This window comes from Ectobacillus sp. JY-23, assembly GCF_023022965.1.
In the GTDB taxonomy this organism is placed as follows: Bacteria; Bacillota; Bacilli; order Bacillales; family Bacillaceae_G; genus Ectobacillus.
The window spans coordinates 3,548,136-3,564,820 of record NZ_CP095462.1 but is presented as its reverse complement, the minus strand read 5'-3'; the positions used below and the strand labels follow the sequence as shown (position 1 = coordinate 3,564,820).

The following is a 16,685-nucleotide window of genomic DNA, read 5'->3' as shown; positions in this document are numbered from 1 at the left end:
AATCACAGTAAGTTCGGACGGCAGTCCGCCGTTACACGGAACGCGTATGGTTGTACGTAGCTGAGTGCTATTGATGAACGGTCAATAGAAGCAGGGTGGTACCACGGTTAACCCCGTCCCTCGTATAGGGATGGGGTTTTTTGTGTGCTTTAAACTAAAAAAGGAGTGGTATCACGATGAAGGAAGTACACGTAAAAGAAGCCGCCGCAGTGCGGGAAGAGCGAGTTCGGAAGCAATGGGACGCAGGAAATGTGTTTGCGCGTTCGGTGGAAAACCGCGCCGGGCAAACGCCATTTGTATTTTATGAAGGACCGCCAACCGCAAACGGTCTCCCTCATGTCGGGCATGCGCTCGGCCGCACCATCAAGGATGTAGTAGCACGCTATAAAACGATGACAGGTCATTATGTTGTGCGCAAGGCTGGCTGGGATACGCACGGTCTACCGGTAGAGCTTGGCGTGGAGAAGCAGCTTGGAATCTCCGGCAAGCATGAAATTGAAGCGTACGGCGTGGAGGCATTTATTGAAAAATGTAAAGAGAGCGTATTTGCCTATGAGAAGCAGTGGCGTTCGTTCACCGAAAAGCTCGGCTATTGGGTGGATATGGACGATCCGTACGTGACGATGGACAATTCGTATATCGAAAGCGTATGGCATGTGCTCGGCACCATCCATGAAAAGGGCTTATTGTATAAGGGGCATCGCGTATCGCCGTATTGCCCGAGCTGCCAAACGTCACTCAGCTCACACGAGGTGGCACAGGGCTATCAGGATGTGAAGGACATGACAGCCACGGCTAAATTTAAGCTCAAGGATCGCAACGAATATTTCCTTGGCTGGACGACTACCCCTTGGACACTGCCTGCGAATGTCGCGTTGGCAGTCAATCCGGCTTTGACATATGTACGCGCAGAAACTGATGGTGCAGTGTATATCGTTGCCAAGGAGCTAGCATCTTCTGTATTTAAAAATGACTACCGTGTTCTGTCAGAGCACAAGGGTACTGAGCTTTGCGGTTTGGCATATGAGCCGCCATTTCCGTTTGTAACAGTCGAGAAGGGCCATGTGGTCGTAGCCGCTGATTATGTAACAGCCCAAAGCGGTACTGGCGTGGTGCATATCGCCCCGGCTTATGGTGAGGACGATTACAAGGTTGTGCAGGCGAATGACTTATCGTTTGTGAATGTTGTTGATGAAAAAGGCTGTTACACAGCGGACGTTCCGTTTCTGGCCGGACGGTTTGTGAAGGATTGCGATGTGGACATCGTGCGTTACCTGGCAGAGGCTGGGCTTTTATATCATAAAGAAAAATATGAGCACAGCTATCCGTTTTGCTGGAGATGCGATTCGCCGCTGCTGTATTACGCAACAGACAGCTGGTTTATCCGAACCACGGCACTCAAGGAAAACATGCTGGAAAACAACGCAGGCGTGACGTGGCATCCTGAGCATATCAAGAACGGCCGCTTCGGTAACTTCTTGGAAAATATGGTGGATTGGAACATCAGCCGCAATCGCTACTGGGGTACGCCGCTAAACGTATGGGAATGCGGCTCGTGCGGACATGAGGCCGCGCCGAAAAGCTTGCGTGAGCTACAGGAATTGACAGCTAGTGATGTAACGGATTTAGAGCTGCATAAGCCGTATGTGGACGATGTGAAGCTTGTGTGTAAATCCTGCGGCGCTGCGATGAAGCGCACACCCGAGGTGATCGACGTTTGGTTCGACAGCGGCGCAATGCCGTTTGCGCAATATCATTATCCGTTCGCAAACAACGACATATTCTCCCAGCAGTTCCCTGCCGACGTGGTCGCCGAGGGGATTGACCAGACGCGCGGCTGGTTTTACAGCCTGCTTGCCGTTTCAACGTTATTCACTGGCAAAGCACCGTACAAGCGCGTGTTATCGCTCGGTCATGTGCTCGACGAATACGGACAGAAGATGTCTAAAAGCAAGGGCAATGCACTCGATCCGGTCGCGTTGATTGAAGAATTCGGCGCCGACGCCCTGCGCTGGGCATTGCTTGCTGACAGCGCTCCTTGGAATCCAAAGAAATTTTCCGCGCGCGTTGTCAGAGAAGCAAAGTCAAAAATGATTGACACGCTCATGAACGTGCACAGCTTTTATGCGCTGTACGCAAACTTAGACGGCTATGTTGCCGATACGCGTTACACGGCGCCGAAAACCACGCTCGATCAGTGGGTCATCTCGCGCCTGCACAGCACAGTGCGTTCTGTCCGCAGCCTGCTTGATGACTATCAGTTTACAAACGCAGCCCGGGAACTAGCAGTGTTTACAGAGGATCTCAGTAACTGGTACGTAAGACGCTCACGCCAGCGCTTCTGGGCATCCGGCATGACGGCGGATAAACAAGCCGCTTATGAAACGCTTCACGAAGCGCTCGTTACACTAAGCCGTATGCTCGCCCCGTTCACACCGTTCATCGCCGACGATGTGCATGAGAACCTGACCGGCAGCAGCGTGCATGTATGCGACTATCCGCTGCATGACCCTGCTCACATCCAAACGCACCTTGAAGCAGAGATGGAGGCGGTGCGTCAGGTTGTCGAGCTCGGCCGCAGTGCACGTAACGCAAGCGGTCTGAAGGTAAAGCAGCCGCTCAATAGTCTCACCCTCATCACCGATGCACCGGTTCCTTGGGACACCTACAGCGATATCATCTGTGATGAACTCAACGTCAAACAGGTTACCCTGTCTGCCGGCGACGACGATTTGGTCACGTATCAATGTAAGCTGAACTTCAAGCAAGCCGGCTCAAAATTTGGCAAGCAAGCGAACATCGTCCATCAAGCGCTGCAGGGGCTACAACCCGAACAAGTGCGCACACTTCTTGCCGGTTCACTATCACTTTCGTTACCTTCTGGCGAGACGGTTGTGGTAGAAAAGGATGATGTCCTGCTTACAAAGGTGCCAAAGGCAGGCTTCTCCATTGTTGGCAATGAGCTGTATAGCGTTGTATTGGATACAAATATCACCGAAGAACTTGTTGCGGAGGGCATGGCGCGTGAGCTTGTCCGCGCGGTGCAGGAGCATCGCAAAAAGCTTGACCTCCCTGTAAATCTGCGCGTTGGTCTCACACTGCACGGAGGCGATGAAGTGAAGCAGGCAATCAAGCTACATGAGCATGTCCTAACCGAGAACTTGCTTCTAGAAAGCTTACACTGGTCAGAATCAGCACAAGGTGAAGCGGTGCCGCTTGGTACGTATACGGTTTATTTTCAGCTTCATTTATGATAGAGGCCCCTTCCTTAGTAGGAAGGGGTTATTTTATGCACGCATTACACAAAATTTAAATTTTTAAATATTTTGTAGATTCAGATATGTATATATGCTATATTTTACCTTGTTCTATAATCTTACATGCTATCAATAATCTCCCAGCTACCAAGAACGATTGTAGAATCAAACATATACAAGAAAAGAGGTTACATATTTGATGAAGAAAACAGTTTTGTCTGCAGTACTAGCTTCCGCCATACTCGGTAGCTCTTTCGCTCCTCACGTACACGCCAACGTAACAAAGCAAGGTATTATGAACGTACAGAAAATTAGTCCGCAAAAAGCCAAACAAGCAGCTGAAAACTTTATTGCATCCAAGTCACACCTCGCTGCACTAAAAAACGCAAAACTCTCTTTAAAAGAATACTTGTATGATACTGACGACAATGTAATTGGTTATTATTTTGAAGCCACATCAGCACAAACAACCGGATATTTCATTACTTCCGCTCTCACTCATTTAGATCCTATCATTCAATACGGCATCGATGGCAATCTATCTGAATTACTACATCAAAAAGGCAGCCAGAAAAAAACATACTATTTCGGCGCGATGAAATTTCAATTTGGAAATAGTGGCAAAGAAGTACAAGCTAATTTTCAAAAAGCGAAACAAGCCAGCCTAGGTAAGATGGCAAAAAGTAATACAGTAGCGACCGCCGAGGTGAAAAAGTTAGAAACATTGGAGCTAACCAATATTCAAAAACGAACGAGCCCAAGTCCCGGCTGGAAGGCATTAGCAACCACAGCTAACCAAATGCAGGCTCTAGCAGCCACGTATAAAGTACTACCTGTCGATAGAATTTATCAAAGAGCCTCCGGCATTAAAAATCCAAACTCAGCTTGCGGAGCAACTACAGCGGCAATGATTATGGACTATTATTACGACGTGTTAGGATATAATGTACGTGATAACAAGTATTATGGCTCTTGGGCAAGTTTAGTAAATCATTTATATAACGAGATGGGTAGCACATGGATTGGCACCTCACTTTCTATGTGGGCAAACGGTGCTCTCACGCATGTCTACCATACTAGCCCAAATTGGTCGACAAAGCAGTACTCTGATGCTGTAGGTAAAAGTGCCAACTTTATTGCCGCTATCGACAGTAAAGACCCGGTAGCACTTCGTTTTGATCGCTTTGATGCAGGCGGCTCTGACATTGAATATCACTTTGTAGCTGGTATAGGTTATGATAAGAATGGAAGCTATACAGGCGACCTGCATGTAGCCTACAAAGATCCGGATAACGGCAAAGATAACACCGGTACACATTGGCTCGATTGGACAGCGGATGATGATGACTTTGGTTTTGCTTACTTGGTTAATAAATAAGGAGATTTCCCTATGAAACTTTGGTCAAAGGCTATGATTTGGTTTGCACTCAGCCTATTTGTTTTGTATCTTGTAGATGTCTTTACCGTTAGCCCTACCGTTACTTCAGGAAACGGTAACCTAGGACTATTATTTGTATTCCCTGCACCTATCGTATGTTTCTTTTTTATCAAACACCTGCGAAAGGTTTTACAAAGCCTTGACCTGCAGCCAAAAACCTGGCTGTGGATCCGCGTCGGTTCACTCCTCTTTTTTGCAATAGGGTGCTTGTTAGAATATCAATATGTTCTACATATGATTCATAGCTTAGGAGGAACACCCAAAGAGGAAGCCTCGAGAATTTATCGTTACCCTTGGCTCAATCAGTATACCAATACGATGTTTGTAAACGTGTATACTTTTTTATGTATCAGCACCTTAGCTATTTGTTTCACGAAAAAGAAATAGAAAGGCGCCGCACGACATACAGTAGTTGTGAGGAGGGATGCATAATGGACCGAGAACAAGATAAAAAGAGCGCAATTGAAACAGATGACCTTGCGAATCGGACGGTGTACGGAGCGCCAACAATTGGCGGTGCTATCGTATTTGGCGGTATCATTTTGTATATTCTCTACGACGTATTTTTGAAATGAACAAGCGGTCTATACAGGGCCGCTTTTTAATGAGGGGGATTCAACATGAAGATTCGTTCTGTCACTGGAGAGGATTATTATACAGTATCGCCGCTCATCAATGACTGGTGGGGTGGCCGCAATATGGCTGATATGCTGCCAAAGCTATTTTTTGAGCATTTTACTGAGACCAGCTTTATTGCCGAAGAAAATGGCATAATGGTTGGCTTTTTGATCGGCTTCTTGTCACAATCTCATCCGGATGAAGCATATATTCACTTTGTCGGCATTCATCCCGACTACCGTAAAAACGGAATCGGCTCGCATTTATACGAAACGTTTTTCACAGCAGTGCAAGCTCACAATTGCCGTACGGTGCGCTGCGTCACCTCACCCGTCAACACCGGCTCTATTGCCTATCATACCAAAATGGGTTTTTCTATTGAGTCTGTTCGTCCAAATTATGACGGTCCTGGACAAGACCGCGTGTTGTTTGTGAAGAGGTTATGAGTCTATGTAATGTAAATAAATTTAGATGAGCCAATCTGTCAATAGTGAACTTGAGAAAGTTGTCTTGTGTACTAATATGTTATTAGGAATTTTTCACCTATCCCTTATGGTATCCATAGAGCCATTTACAAAAATAAATTAATTTTCATATCATAGCCTCACCCAGCAACAAAAACTAGGCGCATACCTAGTCATATTCCCCCTTACAAACACATATCTTATAGAAAGCCTTTCACCACGGCGGCATCGCCAAGCGGTAAGGCAAAGGTCTGCAAAACCTTCACCACCGGTTCGAATCCGGTTGCCGCCTTCTCTGCACTGCATATCCAAGTCGATATGCAGTTTTTTCATGATTCTTTTCGAAATCGCGTCTAGCTTTCACCTATAACAGTGAAGACATTTTCGCAGGAGGTGTCAGTATGGACGCGATGCAGGTTAAGGATTGGATTGATATCATTACAAATGTTGGCTTTCCGATTATGCTCACGCTCTATTTGCTGATTCGGTTTGAGAAGAAAATTGAGGGGCTAAGCGATATGGTTGAGCGATTAAAGGATATCATCAGACCGTGAACCATTGCGCCCTCGCTTCGCTGCTGAAACAAAAAAGCCCGCCTCAGCTCTGAGGCGGGCCTTTCCCATTCCCAATTACGTTAACCCTTTGTATGCGTGATTATACTTCCTTATTTTTTCTGTATATCTGAGATGTATTGTTTTACTACCTCGTACACATACTCTTGATTTGCCTCTGCAGTTCCAGGGTTGTATGTGCCGCCGTTTGTTTTATTATTGGACAAAATGCGGATTCCCAGGAACGGAACTTTATACGCAGCTGCGATTTGTGCGGCAGACGCACCTTCCATTTCCTCTACAGACGTACCGTAATTCGTATGGAACCACTTAATGCGATCCACCTCATTGTTCCAAAAGTCCGCCGAACCAATCGTTCCTTCCACAATTTTCCCTTTTGTATACGTATCTTTCACCGCATGAGCAGCCGCTAGCAAGCCTTTATCTCCTTCATAATAGCGAATTTTCTCTGCATCTGGATTTGAACCGCTTCCTTCAGAAGCCATCAAGTCCATCGGAATCCACTTCGTGGGCGCAATTCCCTCATTTTCGCTCATATGCGTCGTTTTTAAAGAGCCGATATTTGTCGTACGTTTTCCTAATACAATATCAAACACATGCAAATTCGGATCATGACCACCAGACGTACCTTGGTTAATGATTGCAGCAGGTTTATACTTTTCAATTGCCAGCGCTGTAGCAGCTGCAGTATTTTCCATACCCTTACCTGTTTTTACAACAATAACAGGGTAATCATTCAGCTTACCTTTATAAAAAACAAATGTACCGGACTTTTCCACTTTTACTTTTTCTAGCTTTTGCGCAAAATTTTCCGCCTCAATTGGCATTGGTCCTTGAATGATAATTGGTTTTTGTGCCGCTTCCACTTTAGCTGGTTCCTGCTGATATCCAGCAAACAACGTAGCGGATAAAGCTGCTCCTGTCACCAGCAAAGCAAGTTTCTTAAACATTTTGTTTTTCATGCATACGCTCCCCTTTTCTCTTGTTGTCTCGTACATGTGCTCATTAGGCCAAATAAAAAAATCCAGAATATGTAGAATCGTTTCTACCTTCTGGACTCACGCAAGTTAAAGCATCACAAAAAAACACGAACATTGTAATACTTCAACTCGTAGTCCGGTTCTTACAATGGGAACCAGGTAGAAACGCTCAGACCTTATTACCGAGCATATACGAGTAATTATTATGTAAGGTTATTACTTTTCTAATATAACAAACACCGCAAGTTTATTCAATAAAAAATGAACATTTTTTTAAAATAAAAATTAAATGTTCGTTTATTATCAACAAACATAGTTACACCTTCACTTTTATCTCCTCAAACCTTCTATATCGATACATGGCAAATAAGAAATTTTTTCTATTTTCAAAAAATCCATCTAGCTTTTTACGAACACATGTACCATAATAGAACATGAGTTCGATTTTATTTGATTTTCCGTGGTCTCATTTCACTTCTTTAAGTAAAAGGAGGTTCTAAGCATGAAACAGAGTGTATCCAAAGAAACCGAAAAAGAATTATATACAAGCAGGCTTCAAAAGGTGCAGCAAAAACAAAGAAAGCTTTTTAAACATGCGGTGATGAGAGAATTTTTGAAGATTGGCCGCAATGCTACCTTGCTAGAGCGATTCATGCAAGATCCGAACCAAAAGCATATGGAGCAGCTAGAAGCATCGTTTCGTGACTTTTATTACGAGGTGCGCATTACCAACTATTTAAACGGCATGTCACGGCGAATGGCAATCGACTACGATAAAAAGCTAAAAAAGCACAAAGAGCGCTTTCAGCTCATCATTGACCAGCCGACCGACGCAGCGCTGTCTTTAGCTGATGTACTTGCGGCAGACATAGAAACACCCTTAGATACCGTCATGGCAAAAGAACAGCAGTATTTCTTTGAAAACGTACAAAACCCAAAACTACAACGAGCATTCACATCTATCAAGCTACAAGAAAAGCAAAAACAACTGTTAGAGCTGCGCTTTAATCAGCAGCTGACCAACAAAGAAATCGCAAGGCGGTTCGGTCAAACCGAACAAAATATATCATACTGGCTCAAAAAAACGCTCACACAAATTAAAAAAGCGTATCAGAACCTAGACCATTCATAAAAAACAAAGAAAAAGGAGAATTCTGACCATGTTTTCATCTCTCACGACACACGATGAAACAACCTGCCGCATTCTCCAAGCCTTGGATAAAAAGATAAAACTGCACGTCAAACAAACAACCTTTGATGAGCGCGAAGATCTTGCCCATGAAATCAAAATTAAAGCACTTAAAAAGCTGGACAAGCTACTTCAGGAAGAACCACCTTGTTTTTGGGAGTTTGTAGAAAAGCTCTAGGCTCGTGGGAGGCTAGAGCTCCTTCCCGCTTTTGTTAATCTGCAAAATGGTTGTACACCTTTTCTACCGAGCTATATGTCTCTTCATTTGAAAACAAATAAAATCCATCTGCATCGTGTGCCATGCACATAGTCGTTGCGGGGACATTCATATCAATTTGCAAAATGGATGTCTCCACATGCTTGTTTCGCATGCTCTTTGTTATTTGAGTTGTTACACGCACATTATTTGAAAAGGAAATAATATAGCTACAATTCGATTCTGCCAGCCAAAAGGTTTGTACGATAATCTCTTGTAGCGCATTGATACAATCTACTTGCATCCTAAATAAAGGTACATGATATCGTACGGTTTTACCATCTATCATCACCGTACATGTATCAGCTAAACGCTGTATATCATAAGGCTGCCGTAGTTTTTTTAACAGCACCTCGATGTCTTCAAAATCATGATACGTAGAGAATATCACATATACAGGAAGCAGAGAAATCTTGCGAAAATATGCTGACAGCATACTTTTCACTTCAGTAGGTTGAACATAATACCTATATTTCGGTGCACCTATTACTCGAAAAAAATCTTCTGTTTCACTATGTGTGTCAATAGAAACTGTAATCACGCTTCTCCTCCTTTGCTACAAGTTGCCGCTTTCCTCCATACGCTTATAGCCTTGTTTCAGTTGCTCAGTCGTAGTTGGATAACCAAGCTCTATCGATAGATCCTTATATACTCCCCTTAACCCTACATGTAATCTACAATACTAGAAAAATATGGTACAATCAAATCTAGAAAAGGAACTATCTAAGAAAGGGGCACTTTATGAACATAGTTACACTTGTTGAAATAAACGAAGACAATTGGTATACGTGCTGTCAGCTTCAAGTTTCTGCTGCACAAGCCGCGTTTTTAGAGCCGAATGCTATCTCCATTCTACAGGCTAAATTCCAGCTCACTCTCCGTCCATACGCCATCTACTACGGAGATGAAATGGCAGGATTTCTTATGTATAACACAGAGCTTGAGGAGTTGGACGGGTATTGGGTGTACCGCATTATGATTGGCGAAAGATTTCAAGGCAGAGGCATCGGGAAAGCAGCTACAAAGCTGATGCTCGCGGAGATCGCTGCACTGCCGGATGCTCGTAAAATTGTGGTCGGCTATCACCCGACGAACGAAGGTGCGCATCACTTATACAAAAGCCTCGGCTTTGTTGATGAAGGAGATCGCTTTGGGAAAGAAATGGCTGTGGTGAAGTATATAGATTAACAAAGCAATACATGCTTTTAGATTTGCATTACCCTTTCAAACAAAGAAAAAGGTTCAGCACCCCTACTGGACCTTTTCCCACTACTAGCTATTTCCCTCGCGATACTGACATAAATGAATCAATATGCTTTCTCGCAAACTCCTCAAACGTACGCGGCTGCCTGCCAGTCAGCTTTATAAAATCTGTAGTAACAGCCTTGGCCGTTCCCAGCCGCGTCATGAAATACAACGCTACTGTTACATTCACATACGCCTTATCAAGGCCTCGCTGCTTGATATAGTATCTTCTGTACTTCCAATAGCTTGGCTTTGCGTAGGTGATTGTTCTTCCTGTTACTTTTGTGAGAATATCCGCGATTTGATAATAATCAAGCGCCTCTCCCCCAGTAAGCGTATGGGCCGTATATTGATAGGTTTCAGGGCTGCGGAGCAAGATTGCCGCTGCCAAGCCAATGTCTTCCGCATCGATAAAACTGGTTTTACTGTTACCTGCCGGCACAAAAACTGCATTTCTTTCCCGAATCTCTACAGCATGTATACCCGATAGGTTTTGCATAAAAAAGCCGGGACGAATATGTGCATACGGCAGACGGGATGCTTCTATGTATTTTTCAATCTTATGATGAGGGGGAATGGTATTTTTCTCAACGCCCATCAGCGATAAAAAAGATACTAACTTTATATGATGCTGCTTCATCGCATCAATAAACGGATATAAATCCTCCGGTTTGCCAAGATGCGGTGGTCTTATCAGAAACACACGGTCTACATCTTGTAATGCTGTTTCGTAAGTAGCGGGATTTGTAAAATCCAATACAACCTTCTCCACTTCGCTACCAAACAGCTTGTCCAGCTTCTCGACACGAGTTCCCGCTGCGACAACTCTCTCCCCCATCTGTAACAGCTCATTTGTGACATACTGCCCTACATTGCCGGAGGCTCCAGTTACTAATACCTTCATCTCTTATTCCTTCCTTTCCGTAAGCTATTTAGCTAACCTAGCTCGTACAGCTGTTATGACAAATAAAAGCAGGGGGACAACAATTTGCAGGGGCACATGTACAAAGGGCGGGACGATTTCCAAGCCTAGCTTTAGATGCTGCGGGGGATTATTGGACATAAAATAGTATCCTCCCATAATGAGACTCAATCCAATTGTAGTAAGAATCCCAGGTTTTACGCGTGGTAAGCATTCCTGCATCATCCGAATCGAACCGAAGGCGAACACAAAAATCTTAAAAAAGCCACCGATAATAAAGATAATGACCGCGATGAGATCTAAGCGCTGAATGTAATTTAAGACGTGCACACGCTCAATGGCTTTTACAAGCGGAAATATATGCTGCCAGGCTAAGTCTGGGTGCAGCACGGAAATGGTAAGAAAAGCAGAAAAAGACAGTATAACGGTGGATACAAGAATCACAACACTGCCGCCTTTCCACACAACACGCTTTTCTATCACGTATGGCAGCAATGTGAAAAATACGATTAATTCGCCGAACGGAAGAGTAATCAGTAGTGGAAACACCGCTTTTCGAATATTTGCAAACGGAACCGGGAGCATAGGTTTCATGTACTCTAGATGAAACAAATCGCTTAGTAAAATGAAGGCAAACATCGCGATGATAAACAAAAGCGTCACAAACCCAAACAAGATCGCCGAGCGGATAAATGGTTCAATTCCCTTAGAATACGTGTAAAGTACCAATAACAAAATGGATACCTTGATATAAAAAGGATTCATATTATAAAGTAAGGAATTGCTGATGAACTGCGTAAAATCAATAAGCACCCTAGATGCAATAAACGAGAAATACAACGCGTATATAATCGCCAATACAAAACCAAGATATTTTCCGAATTGCTGCTTTAAAATAAAGCCTAAACTACCATAATGGTTATGCTTCCAAATGTATACGTACATACCAAACAAAAGTGTGCCTATCATACCGGCCAGCAAGATCGCAAGCCAAGCGTACTTGCGCGCCTCAAGCCCGACGCCCAGTACAATAGCGCTGCCGAGCAAAAACAAAAGCATAGTACAGCATAGTTCAATGACACCGAACGCTTGCTTGGACTGCAATTCACTCACTCCCTACTTTAAAATCACCGATGTTTGGAATCCTGATATCCGCATCAATAGAAATAGACGTTGTTTTGAGTAAAGCAGGCCACCTTGCTTTTATTGTATCCCACTCCTGCTGACTATGCTTTTCCAGCATCACACCTAACCCAAAGGGATCTATCTCATAGTTCCGAAATACCACCATGCCCTCCTCCACATGATGCTCAATATCCTTCACAAGCTCCTTTTTCAGTAATTCAATTGTCTCAGGATCACCTAAGTCATGACGACAGTTGTACTGACTGACGGTACCATCTAGCTTTAGATTAAATAGAAAACGTATGTTATCTCCATTTATCTTTACATCCCGTAGCTTCGGGCGACTGCCGGATACCTTGAAGGTAAAATAATTCTTTTCATCTTTAGGACAGCTAGCAGCCAACAGAAAATTAGATGTTTTTTTCTCTAACATGTATAGGTATAGCGATTCCCTCGAATCAATAAAGCCCTTGAGCTTTTCTCCTTTGAACAAAGCGGTTCCCCCATACGCCAAATGCGTGGGCTTTAGGGTCTCAAAGTTAGCTTGCTTCTCACCTTGCTTGCGCTTGCCCATGATGTAGATATAAGGTAGCGTCAAATCTTTTCCCTGCTGCATTAAATCGATTTTAATATCACTTGCCGTTTGCGGAATTTTTCTTCCCAGCTTTTGCAGGATGCTTGTGATTTCAAGGCCCGAAAATCCTTCCACAGGTGCAAAGACCTTGAGCATCTCATAAGCGGTTGCATCTCTTGTCGTTACAACCAGAACATTGGCTGGGATATCCGTCGCCTGCAATAGATAGTTAGCAATCTCATGAATCGGTCTGTTTCGTGCCATCTTTTCGCCAATGACGATAATTTGCATTTGCTTTAGATGCAAATGACGTGACATATACACAGACAGGTGCTCTAGGGCAGCATCAATTGTCTTACCGCTTGCTTTATATACTACATAAGGAGAGTTTTTGATCGGTTTTTCGCCCGATAAAGCGCTTGGATTGATGAGCTGCAATGACACCTCATAGCCCTTCTCTGCCTCGTCTACACCCATCGCAAAGGAAAAGCCAATTTGATTTAATTCATTTTTATCACCCTGTGAAAACGAGAGCGAAGCAGCTGACAAAATAATAAATATAACATATAGATACCTCATAACAATCACTCACTCGGCTGATTCTGTTCTGTTTTGTATTTCTTTTTCGTATTTACAATCTTTTTAAGACTCGTACGAACAAACGTGTCTTTTAAATCAGGAATATGAAGCGGCATAATGGGCGACAAGTACGGAACGCGAAAGCTCTGCAAACTGCATAGATGAATCACAAGTGCAATGGTCCCCAGCATAATGCCGTAAAACCCGAAGGTACTCGCTAGAAATACAAATAAATAGCGAATGGTTTTGACGGAATTGGCAAAAGGCTGTACCGGTACCGCGAAATTCAATACATACGTCGCCGATACCACCACCAAGGTGGCCAGCTGCACGAGGCCAGCCTGCGCCGCCGATTGTCCCAAAATGATTGTTCCAATAATCGCAAACGCTAATGTCAGCCCGTTTGGCAGCCGAATCGAGCTTTCTAGTACAATTTGAAATAGCAACATAAACAGAAGCACCTCCGCCAATACCGGTAAGGGCACAACCTGCCGCTGCGCCGCCAGGTTAATCAGTAATTCACTCGGAATCATCTCTGGATGAAACAATGTGAATGCAATATATAGTGGAATTAAATAAATGGAAACAACAAAAGACAGAATCCGCAGCAGTCGCGTCCATTCCAAAAAAGAGGGCTCATAATAATCTTCAGGCGACTGCAAAAACTGAATGAATAGGGCAGGCACAATCAGTACATTCGGAGAACCATCACATACAATCACAATCTTACCCTCAAGCAGATGCGCCGCTGTTACATCAGGTCGCTCGGTCACTAATACAAGTGGAAAGGTGGTTTGTTGCTTGTCGGTCATAACCTCTTCAATGTAGGATGAATCGAGAATGGCAGATAGCTCAATGGCGGCGAGCCGTTCTTTTACATCTCGTAAAATCTCTGTATCTACCTTCTCGGCTAAGTACACAATCGATACATTCGTTTGAGTTTCCTGACCGATGCTTTGCTCCTCGATAACCAAGTCGGCATTCTTGACAACTCTTTTAATGAGCGATAGATTATTTTTGGCCAGCTCCGTAAAGCCAATCTGCGGTCCCTTTAATACGCGCTGTGTTTGCGGCGGCGCTAAGGAACGATCCTTCCAATCTGATGTATCAGCGACGATGCAAGAATCTGTCCCCTCTATAAACAACAGCGTTTTTCCGTTTGTCAGCTCCGCAACAGCTTCCTCCATGGAAGAAAGCACCTGTGCATCTGCAATCTCAATCGTATTCATTACACTGAGCACTGCATCCTCGTGCGAAAGAGAACGCAGCTGCAGCAAGGGCCGCATGATATGATTTTGAATGACATCCTTTGATGCAATCGTGTCCACATACACCATACCAATCGCAAGCCCTGCAACGCTCACAGTTCTCGTGATGACTTCTTTGTTAAAATGAAGCGCTTGCCGCGCATAAAAAAGATTCGTTTCCACGATTGTTGATATTTGTTTCATATGTAGGCTTCCTCAATGGCAGATTCTTGTAATATGCGTTAGTATGACCTTCCTTATGTAAAGTATACTAACAGACGTTTCTACCAAAAAAGCTACCCTCCATATGGAAGATAGCTTTTAAAATTATCGTCGTTTGAAATACTTTATCATCCACAGCGTACCGCTTCACTTCATCTAAAGCATCAATCGGTAGCACACCCACAATCAGTCCAAATAAAACTAGAAGCGTCGGATACGGCTGCTTTATTTTTTCAGCTATAAAGACAACCGCTACAGCTATCGCTAACAAAGTCACCCAATAGTGCGTCACAGCGCATTCCCCCTCCTTCCCACCCTCACAACATATTTATTTCACGTGCATAGGATGTACGTTCCCCGCTTTTGTCATTCTCCCCCGCATCTTTAGATGATACAATATACAAAACACAAATAAGGAGACACTATGAATCGTATTAAAACGTGGGCAAAGCAACTCAAACAACATATTTTCGTTCTATATCTCGCCTGCAAATCGGAGGATGTGCCTTGGTACGCCAAGCTCTTTGCTGTATGTGTGGTAGCTTATGCGTTCAGCCCCATTGATCTGATACCGGACTTTATTCCGATTTTAGGCTACTTAGATGACCTAATCCTGATACCACTTGGCATTATGCTGGCACTCAAACTCATTCCTAAGCATGTGCTCGTCTCTTGCGAAGCGGAGGCACAGGAAATGATGAAAAAGGAAAAACCAAAGAACTGGTTTGTAGGCACACTCATTTTACTTATATGGGCATTCGTTTGTATCTGGGTAGTGCAGTCTCTTATCCGCAAATAAGCATTTATCTGGAGGTCTTAGTCATGAAAGCAATGATTATTGAAACATACGGAAAGGTTCCGCTGCGTCTAGCAGATATGCCACTTCCGGAAATTGGGGAACATGACGTACTCGCGGAAATTCACGCCGCAAGCATCAATCCCATTGATTTTAAAATACGTGATGGAAAGGTAAAGCTATTACTTCAATATAAGATGCCACTCATTTTAGGAAATGATTTTTCCGGCGTTATCACGAAGGTGGGAACAAAGGTCACCCGTTTTCAAGTGGGCGATGAAATATACGGTCGTCCGCGCAAGAGCCGCATTGGTACGTTTGCGGAATATATTGCCGTTCATGAGGAGGATATAGCGCACAAACCTAAAAATACAAGCTTTGAAGAAGCAGCATCTATCCCGCTTGTAGGTCTCACCTCCTACCAGGCCCTGCATGATGTTATGCATCTACAAAAGGGGCAAAAGGTTTTGATTCAAGCTGGTGCCGGCGGTGTTGGTACCTTTGCAATTCAGCTAGCGAAATACATGGGCGCCGTTGTAGCGACGACGACTAGTGAAGCCGGTACTGCGCTCGTAACATCCCTCGGCGCAGACACCATCATTAATTATAAAACGGAGCGCTTTGAAGAAGTGCTGCAGGATTATGACGCGGTATTTGACACCATCGGCGGCAAGACGCTCGAACAGGCATTTCAAGTTGTGAAACCGGGCGGCAAAATCGTTTCAGTTTCAGGCGTACCAAATGCTCGTTTTGCGGACGAGTACGGCGCAGGCTTTTTCAAAAAGCAGTTGTTCACCTTAGTCAGCCGCAAGCTGACAGCACTCGAAAAACAGCATCATGCCGAATATACCTTTTTATTCATGAAGCCAAGCGGCGAACAACTACGCATCATTGCAAATCTAATTGAAGCCGGGCACATCAAGCCTGTTATTGACAAAGTCTTTTCCTTAGAAGATGCCCAGCAAGCAATGACGTACTCTGAAACTGGGCGAGCAAAGGGCAAAATTATTATTAAAATCAAATAATCATTTGAATTCTTCTATATAGATAACGCAACAAAAATATCATCAAAAACGTTATTTCTCTTACGGAAATAACGTTTTTTATGCTTGGCTGTGTTAAAGCCCCATGTTGATCATTTGTACTTCTTGATGGGAGTGACTCCTGAGAGAAGACCTCACAGGCATATACCGAAAAATAC

The 16,685-nt window shown here is 44.0% G+C and carries 18 protein-coding genes, 1 tRNA gene, 1 riboswitch and 1 other annotated feature (1 of these 21 only partly in view); of the genes, 12 read left to right on the top strand and 7 right to left on the bottom strand.

Going from position 1 to position 16,685, the window contains the following annotated elements; translation table 11 throughout:
• Positions 1-124 (top strand) — a binding site (T-box leader) (it extends 115 nt beyond the left edge of the window).
• A 52-nt stretch (positions 125-176) separates the two neighbouring features.
• The 7 genes from ileS (at position 177) to MUG87_RS17930 (ending at position 6,331) form a co-directional block, all read left to right on the top strand.
• Positions 177-3,254 (top strand): isoleucine--tRNA ligase, encoded by a 3,078-nt coding sequence (gene ileS, locus MUG87_RS17960; RefSeq protein WP_247084002.1) that lies wholly within the window; start codon positions 177-179, stop codon positions 3,252-3,254.
• A 202-nt stretch (positions 3,255-3,456) separates the two neighbouring features.
• On the top strand, positions 3,457-4,635 hold the full coding sequence (locus tag MUG87_RS17955) for a C39 family peptidase (protein WP_247087775.1): 1,179 nt from the start codon (positions 3,457-3,459) through the stop codon (positions 4,633-4,635).
• A 12-nt stretch (positions 4,636-4,647) separates the two neighbouring features.
• Positions 4,648-5,082: a hypothetical protein gene (locus MUG87_RS17950; RefSeq protein WP_247084000.1), complete on the top strand. Its 435-nt coding sequence runs from the start codon at positions 4,648-4,650 to the stop codon at positions 5,080-5,082.
• 44 nt (positions 5,083-5,126) lie between these two features.
• A complete protein-coding gene (locus MUG87_RS17945; protein WP_164464281.1) occupies positions 5,127-5,270 on the top strand; it encodes a hypothetical protein in 144 nt (47 codons plus the stop codon).
• A 45-nt stretch (positions 5,271-5,315) separates the two neighbouring features.
• The gene (locus tag MUG87_RS17940) at positions 5,316-5,759 is read left to right on the top strand and encodes a GNAT family N-acetyltransferase (protein ID WP_247083998.1); all 444 of its coding nucleotides are present in this window, start codon (positions 5,316-5,318) and stop codon (positions 5,757-5,759) included.
• Between the two features lie 239 nt (positions 5,760-5,998).
• Positions 5,999-6,069, top strand: a tRNA-Cys gene (locus tag MUG87_RS17935).
• Positions 6,070-6,178: 109 nt separating this feature from the next.
• The gene (locus MUG87_RS17930; RefSeq protein WP_247083996.1) at positions 6,179-6,331 is read left to right on the top strand and encodes a YvrJ family protein; all 153 of its coding nucleotides are present in this window, start codon (positions 6,179-6,181) and stop codon (positions 6,329-6,331) included.
• Between the two features lie 110 nt (positions 6,332-6,441).
• Here MUG87_RS17930 and MUG87_RS17925 read toward each other — a convergent pair whose 3' ends face one another.
• Entirely contained in the window at positions 6,442-7,311 is an 870-nt protein-coding gene (locus MUG87_RS17925; RefSeq protein ID WP_247083994.1) for a 5'-methylthioadenosine/S-adenosylhomocysteine nucleosidase, read from the bottom strand.
• 130 nt (positions 7,312-7,441) lie between these two features.
• A riboswitch (purine riboswitch) is annotated at positions 7,442-7,545 on the bottom strand.
• 286 nt (positions 7,546-7,831) lie between these two features.
• On the opposite strand from MUG87_RS17925, the gene MUG87_RS17920 reads away from it, so the two are divergent.
• The gene (locus MUG87_RS17920) at positions 7,832-8,461 is read left to right on the top strand and encodes a sigma-70 family RNA polymerase sigma factor (RefSeq protein WP_124565188.1); all 630 of its coding nucleotides are present in this window, start codon (positions 7,832-7,834) and stop codon (positions 8,459-8,461) included.
• 28 nt (positions 8,462-8,489) lie between these two features.
• Positions 8,490-8,696 carry a hypothetical protein gene (locus MUG87_RS17915; RefSeq protein WP_124565187.1) on the top strand — a complete coding sequence of 69 codons (207 nt, stop codon included), beginning with the start codon at positions 8,490-8,492 and terminating at the stop codon, positions 8,694-8,696.
• A 34-nt stretch (positions 8,697-8,730) separates the two neighbouring features.
• Here MUG87_RS17915 and MUG87_RS17910 read toward each other — a convergent pair whose 3' ends face one another.
• Positions 8,731-9,315 carry a hypothetical protein gene (locus tag MUG87_RS17910; RefSeq protein WP_247083992.1) on the bottom strand — a complete coding sequence of 195 codons (585 nt, stop codon included), beginning with the start codon at positions 9,313-9,315 and terminating at the stop codon, positions 8,731-8,733.
• 200 nt (positions 9,316-9,515) lie between these two features.
• Between MUG87_RS17910 and MUG87_RS17905 the strand changes: the two genes are divergently transcribed.
• The gene (locus tag MUG87_RS17905; protein ID WP_247083991.1) at positions 9,516-9,962 is read left to right on the top strand and encodes a GNAT family N-acetyltransferase; all 447 of its coding nucleotides are present in this window, start codon (positions 9,516-9,518) and stop codon (positions 9,960-9,962) included.
• Between the two features lie 88 nt (positions 9,963-10,050).
• Here the strand turns inward: MUG87_RS17905 and MUG87_RS17900 are convergent, their stop codons facing one another.
• From MUG87_RS17900 to MUG87_RS17880, 5 genes are all read right to left on the bottom strand, one after another.
• Positions 10,051-10,923, bottom strand: coding sequence for an SDR family oxidoreductase (locus MUG87_RS17900; protein ID WP_247083990.1), 873 nt, complete (start codon positions 10,921-10,923; stop codon positions 10,051-10,053).
• Between the two features lie 24 nt (positions 10,924-10,947).
• Positions 10,948-12,045 carry a GerAB/ArcD/ProY family transporter gene (locus MUG87_RS17895; RefSeq protein ID WP_247083989.1) on the bottom strand — a complete coding sequence of 366 codons (1,098 nt, stop codon included), beginning with the start codon at positions 12,043-12,045 and terminating at the stop codon, positions 10,948-10,950.
• A 1-nt stretch (position 12,046) separates the two neighbouring features.
• Entirely contained in the window at positions 12,047-13,219 is a 1,173-nt protein-coding gene (locus MUG87_RS17890) for a Ger(x)C family spore germination protein (protein ID WP_247083988.1), read from the bottom strand.
• A 5-nt stretch (positions 13,220-13,224) separates the two neighbouring features.
• Complete coding sequence (locus MUG87_RS17885) at positions 13,225-14,670, bottom strand: spore germination protein (protein WP_247083987.1); 1,446 nt, start codon at positions 14,668-14,670, stop codon at positions 13,225-13,227.
• Positions 14,671-14,737: 67 nt separating this feature from the next.
• Entirely contained in the window at positions 14,738-14,980 is a 243-nt protein-coding gene (locus tag MUG87_RS17880; RefSeq protein ID WP_247083986.1) for a hypothetical protein, read from the bottom strand.
• A gap of 132 nt (positions 14,981-15,112) precedes the next feature.
• Between MUG87_RS17880 and MUG87_RS17875 the strand changes: the two genes are divergently transcribed.
• A complete protein-coding gene (locus MUG87_RS17875) occupies positions 15,113-15,487 on the top strand; it encodes a YkvA family protein (protein ID WP_247083985.1) in 375 nt (124 codons plus the stop codon).
• A 23-nt stretch (positions 15,488-15,510) separates the two neighbouring features.
• Positions 15,511-16,509 carry an NADP-dependent oxidoreductase gene (locus MUG87_RS17870; protein WP_247083982.1) on the top strand — a complete coding sequence of 333 codons (999 nt, stop codon included), beginning with the start codon at positions 15,511-15,513 and terminating at the stop codon, positions 16,507-16,509.
• The last annotated feature ends 176 nt before the right edge of the window (positions 16,510-16,685 follow it).

Excerpts from the sequence above, each read along its gene's own strand:
- ileS (WP_247084002.1), top strand. The coding sequence starts at position 177 with ATGAAGGAAGTACACGTAAAAGAAGCCGCCGCAGTGCGGGAAGAGCGA.
- MUG87_RS17955 (WP_247087775.1), top strand. The coding sequence starts at position 3,457 with ATGAAGAAAACAGTTTTGTCTGCAGTACTAGCTTCCGCCATACTCGGT.
- MUG87_RS17950 (WP_247084000.1), top strand. The coding sequence starts at position 4,648 with ATGAAACTTTGGTCAAAGGCTATGATTTGGTTTGCACTCAGCCTATTT.
- MUG87_RS17945 (WP_164464281.1), top strand. The coding sequence starts at position 5,127 with ATGGACCGAGAACAAGATAAAAAGAGCGCAATTGAAACAGATGACCTT.
- MUG87_RS17940 (WP_247083998.1), top strand. The coding sequence starts at position 5,316 with ATGAAGATTCGTTCTGTCACTGGAGAGGATTATTATACAGTATCGCCG.
- MUG87_RS17930 (WP_247083996.1), top strand. The coding sequence starts at position 6,179 with ATGGACGCGATGCAGGTTAAGGATTGGATTGATATCATTACAAATGTT.
- MUG87_RS17925 (WP_247083994.1), bottom strand. The coding sequence starts at position 7,311 with ATGAAAAACAAAATGTTTAAGAAACTTGCTTTGCTGGTGACAGGAGCA.
- MUG87_RS17920 (WP_124565188.1), top strand. The coding sequence starts at position 7,832 with ATGAAACAGAGTGTATCCAAAGAAACCGAAAAAGAATTATATACAAGC.
- MUG87_RS17915 (WP_124565187.1), top strand. The coding sequence starts at position 8,490 with ATGTTTTCATCTCTCACGACACACGATGAAACAACCTGCCGCATTCTC.
- MUG87_RS17905 (WP_247083991.1), top strand. The coding sequence starts at position 9,516 with ATGAACATAGTTACACTTGTTGAAATAAACGAAGACAATTGGTATACG.
- MUG87_RS17900 (WP_247083990.1), bottom strand. The coding sequence starts at position 10,923 with ATGAAGGTATTAGTAACTGGAGCCTCCGGCAATGTAGGGCAGTATGTC.
- MUG87_RS17890 (WP_247083988.1), bottom strand. The coding sequence starts at position 13,219 with ATGAGGTATCTATATGTTATATTTATTATTTTGTCAGCTGCTTCGCTC.
- MUG87_RS17885 (WP_247083987.1), bottom strand. The coding sequence starts at position 14,670 with ATGAAACAAATATCAACAATCGTGGAAACGAATCTTTTTTATGCGCGG.
- MUG87_RS17875 (WP_247083985.1), top strand. The coding sequence starts at position 15,113 with ATGAATCGTATTAAAACGTGGGCAAAGCAACTCAAACAACATATTTTC.
- MUG87_RS17870 (WP_247083982.1), top strand. The coding sequence starts at position 15,511 with ATGAAAGCAATGATTATTGAAACATACGGAAAGGTTCCGCTGCGTCTA.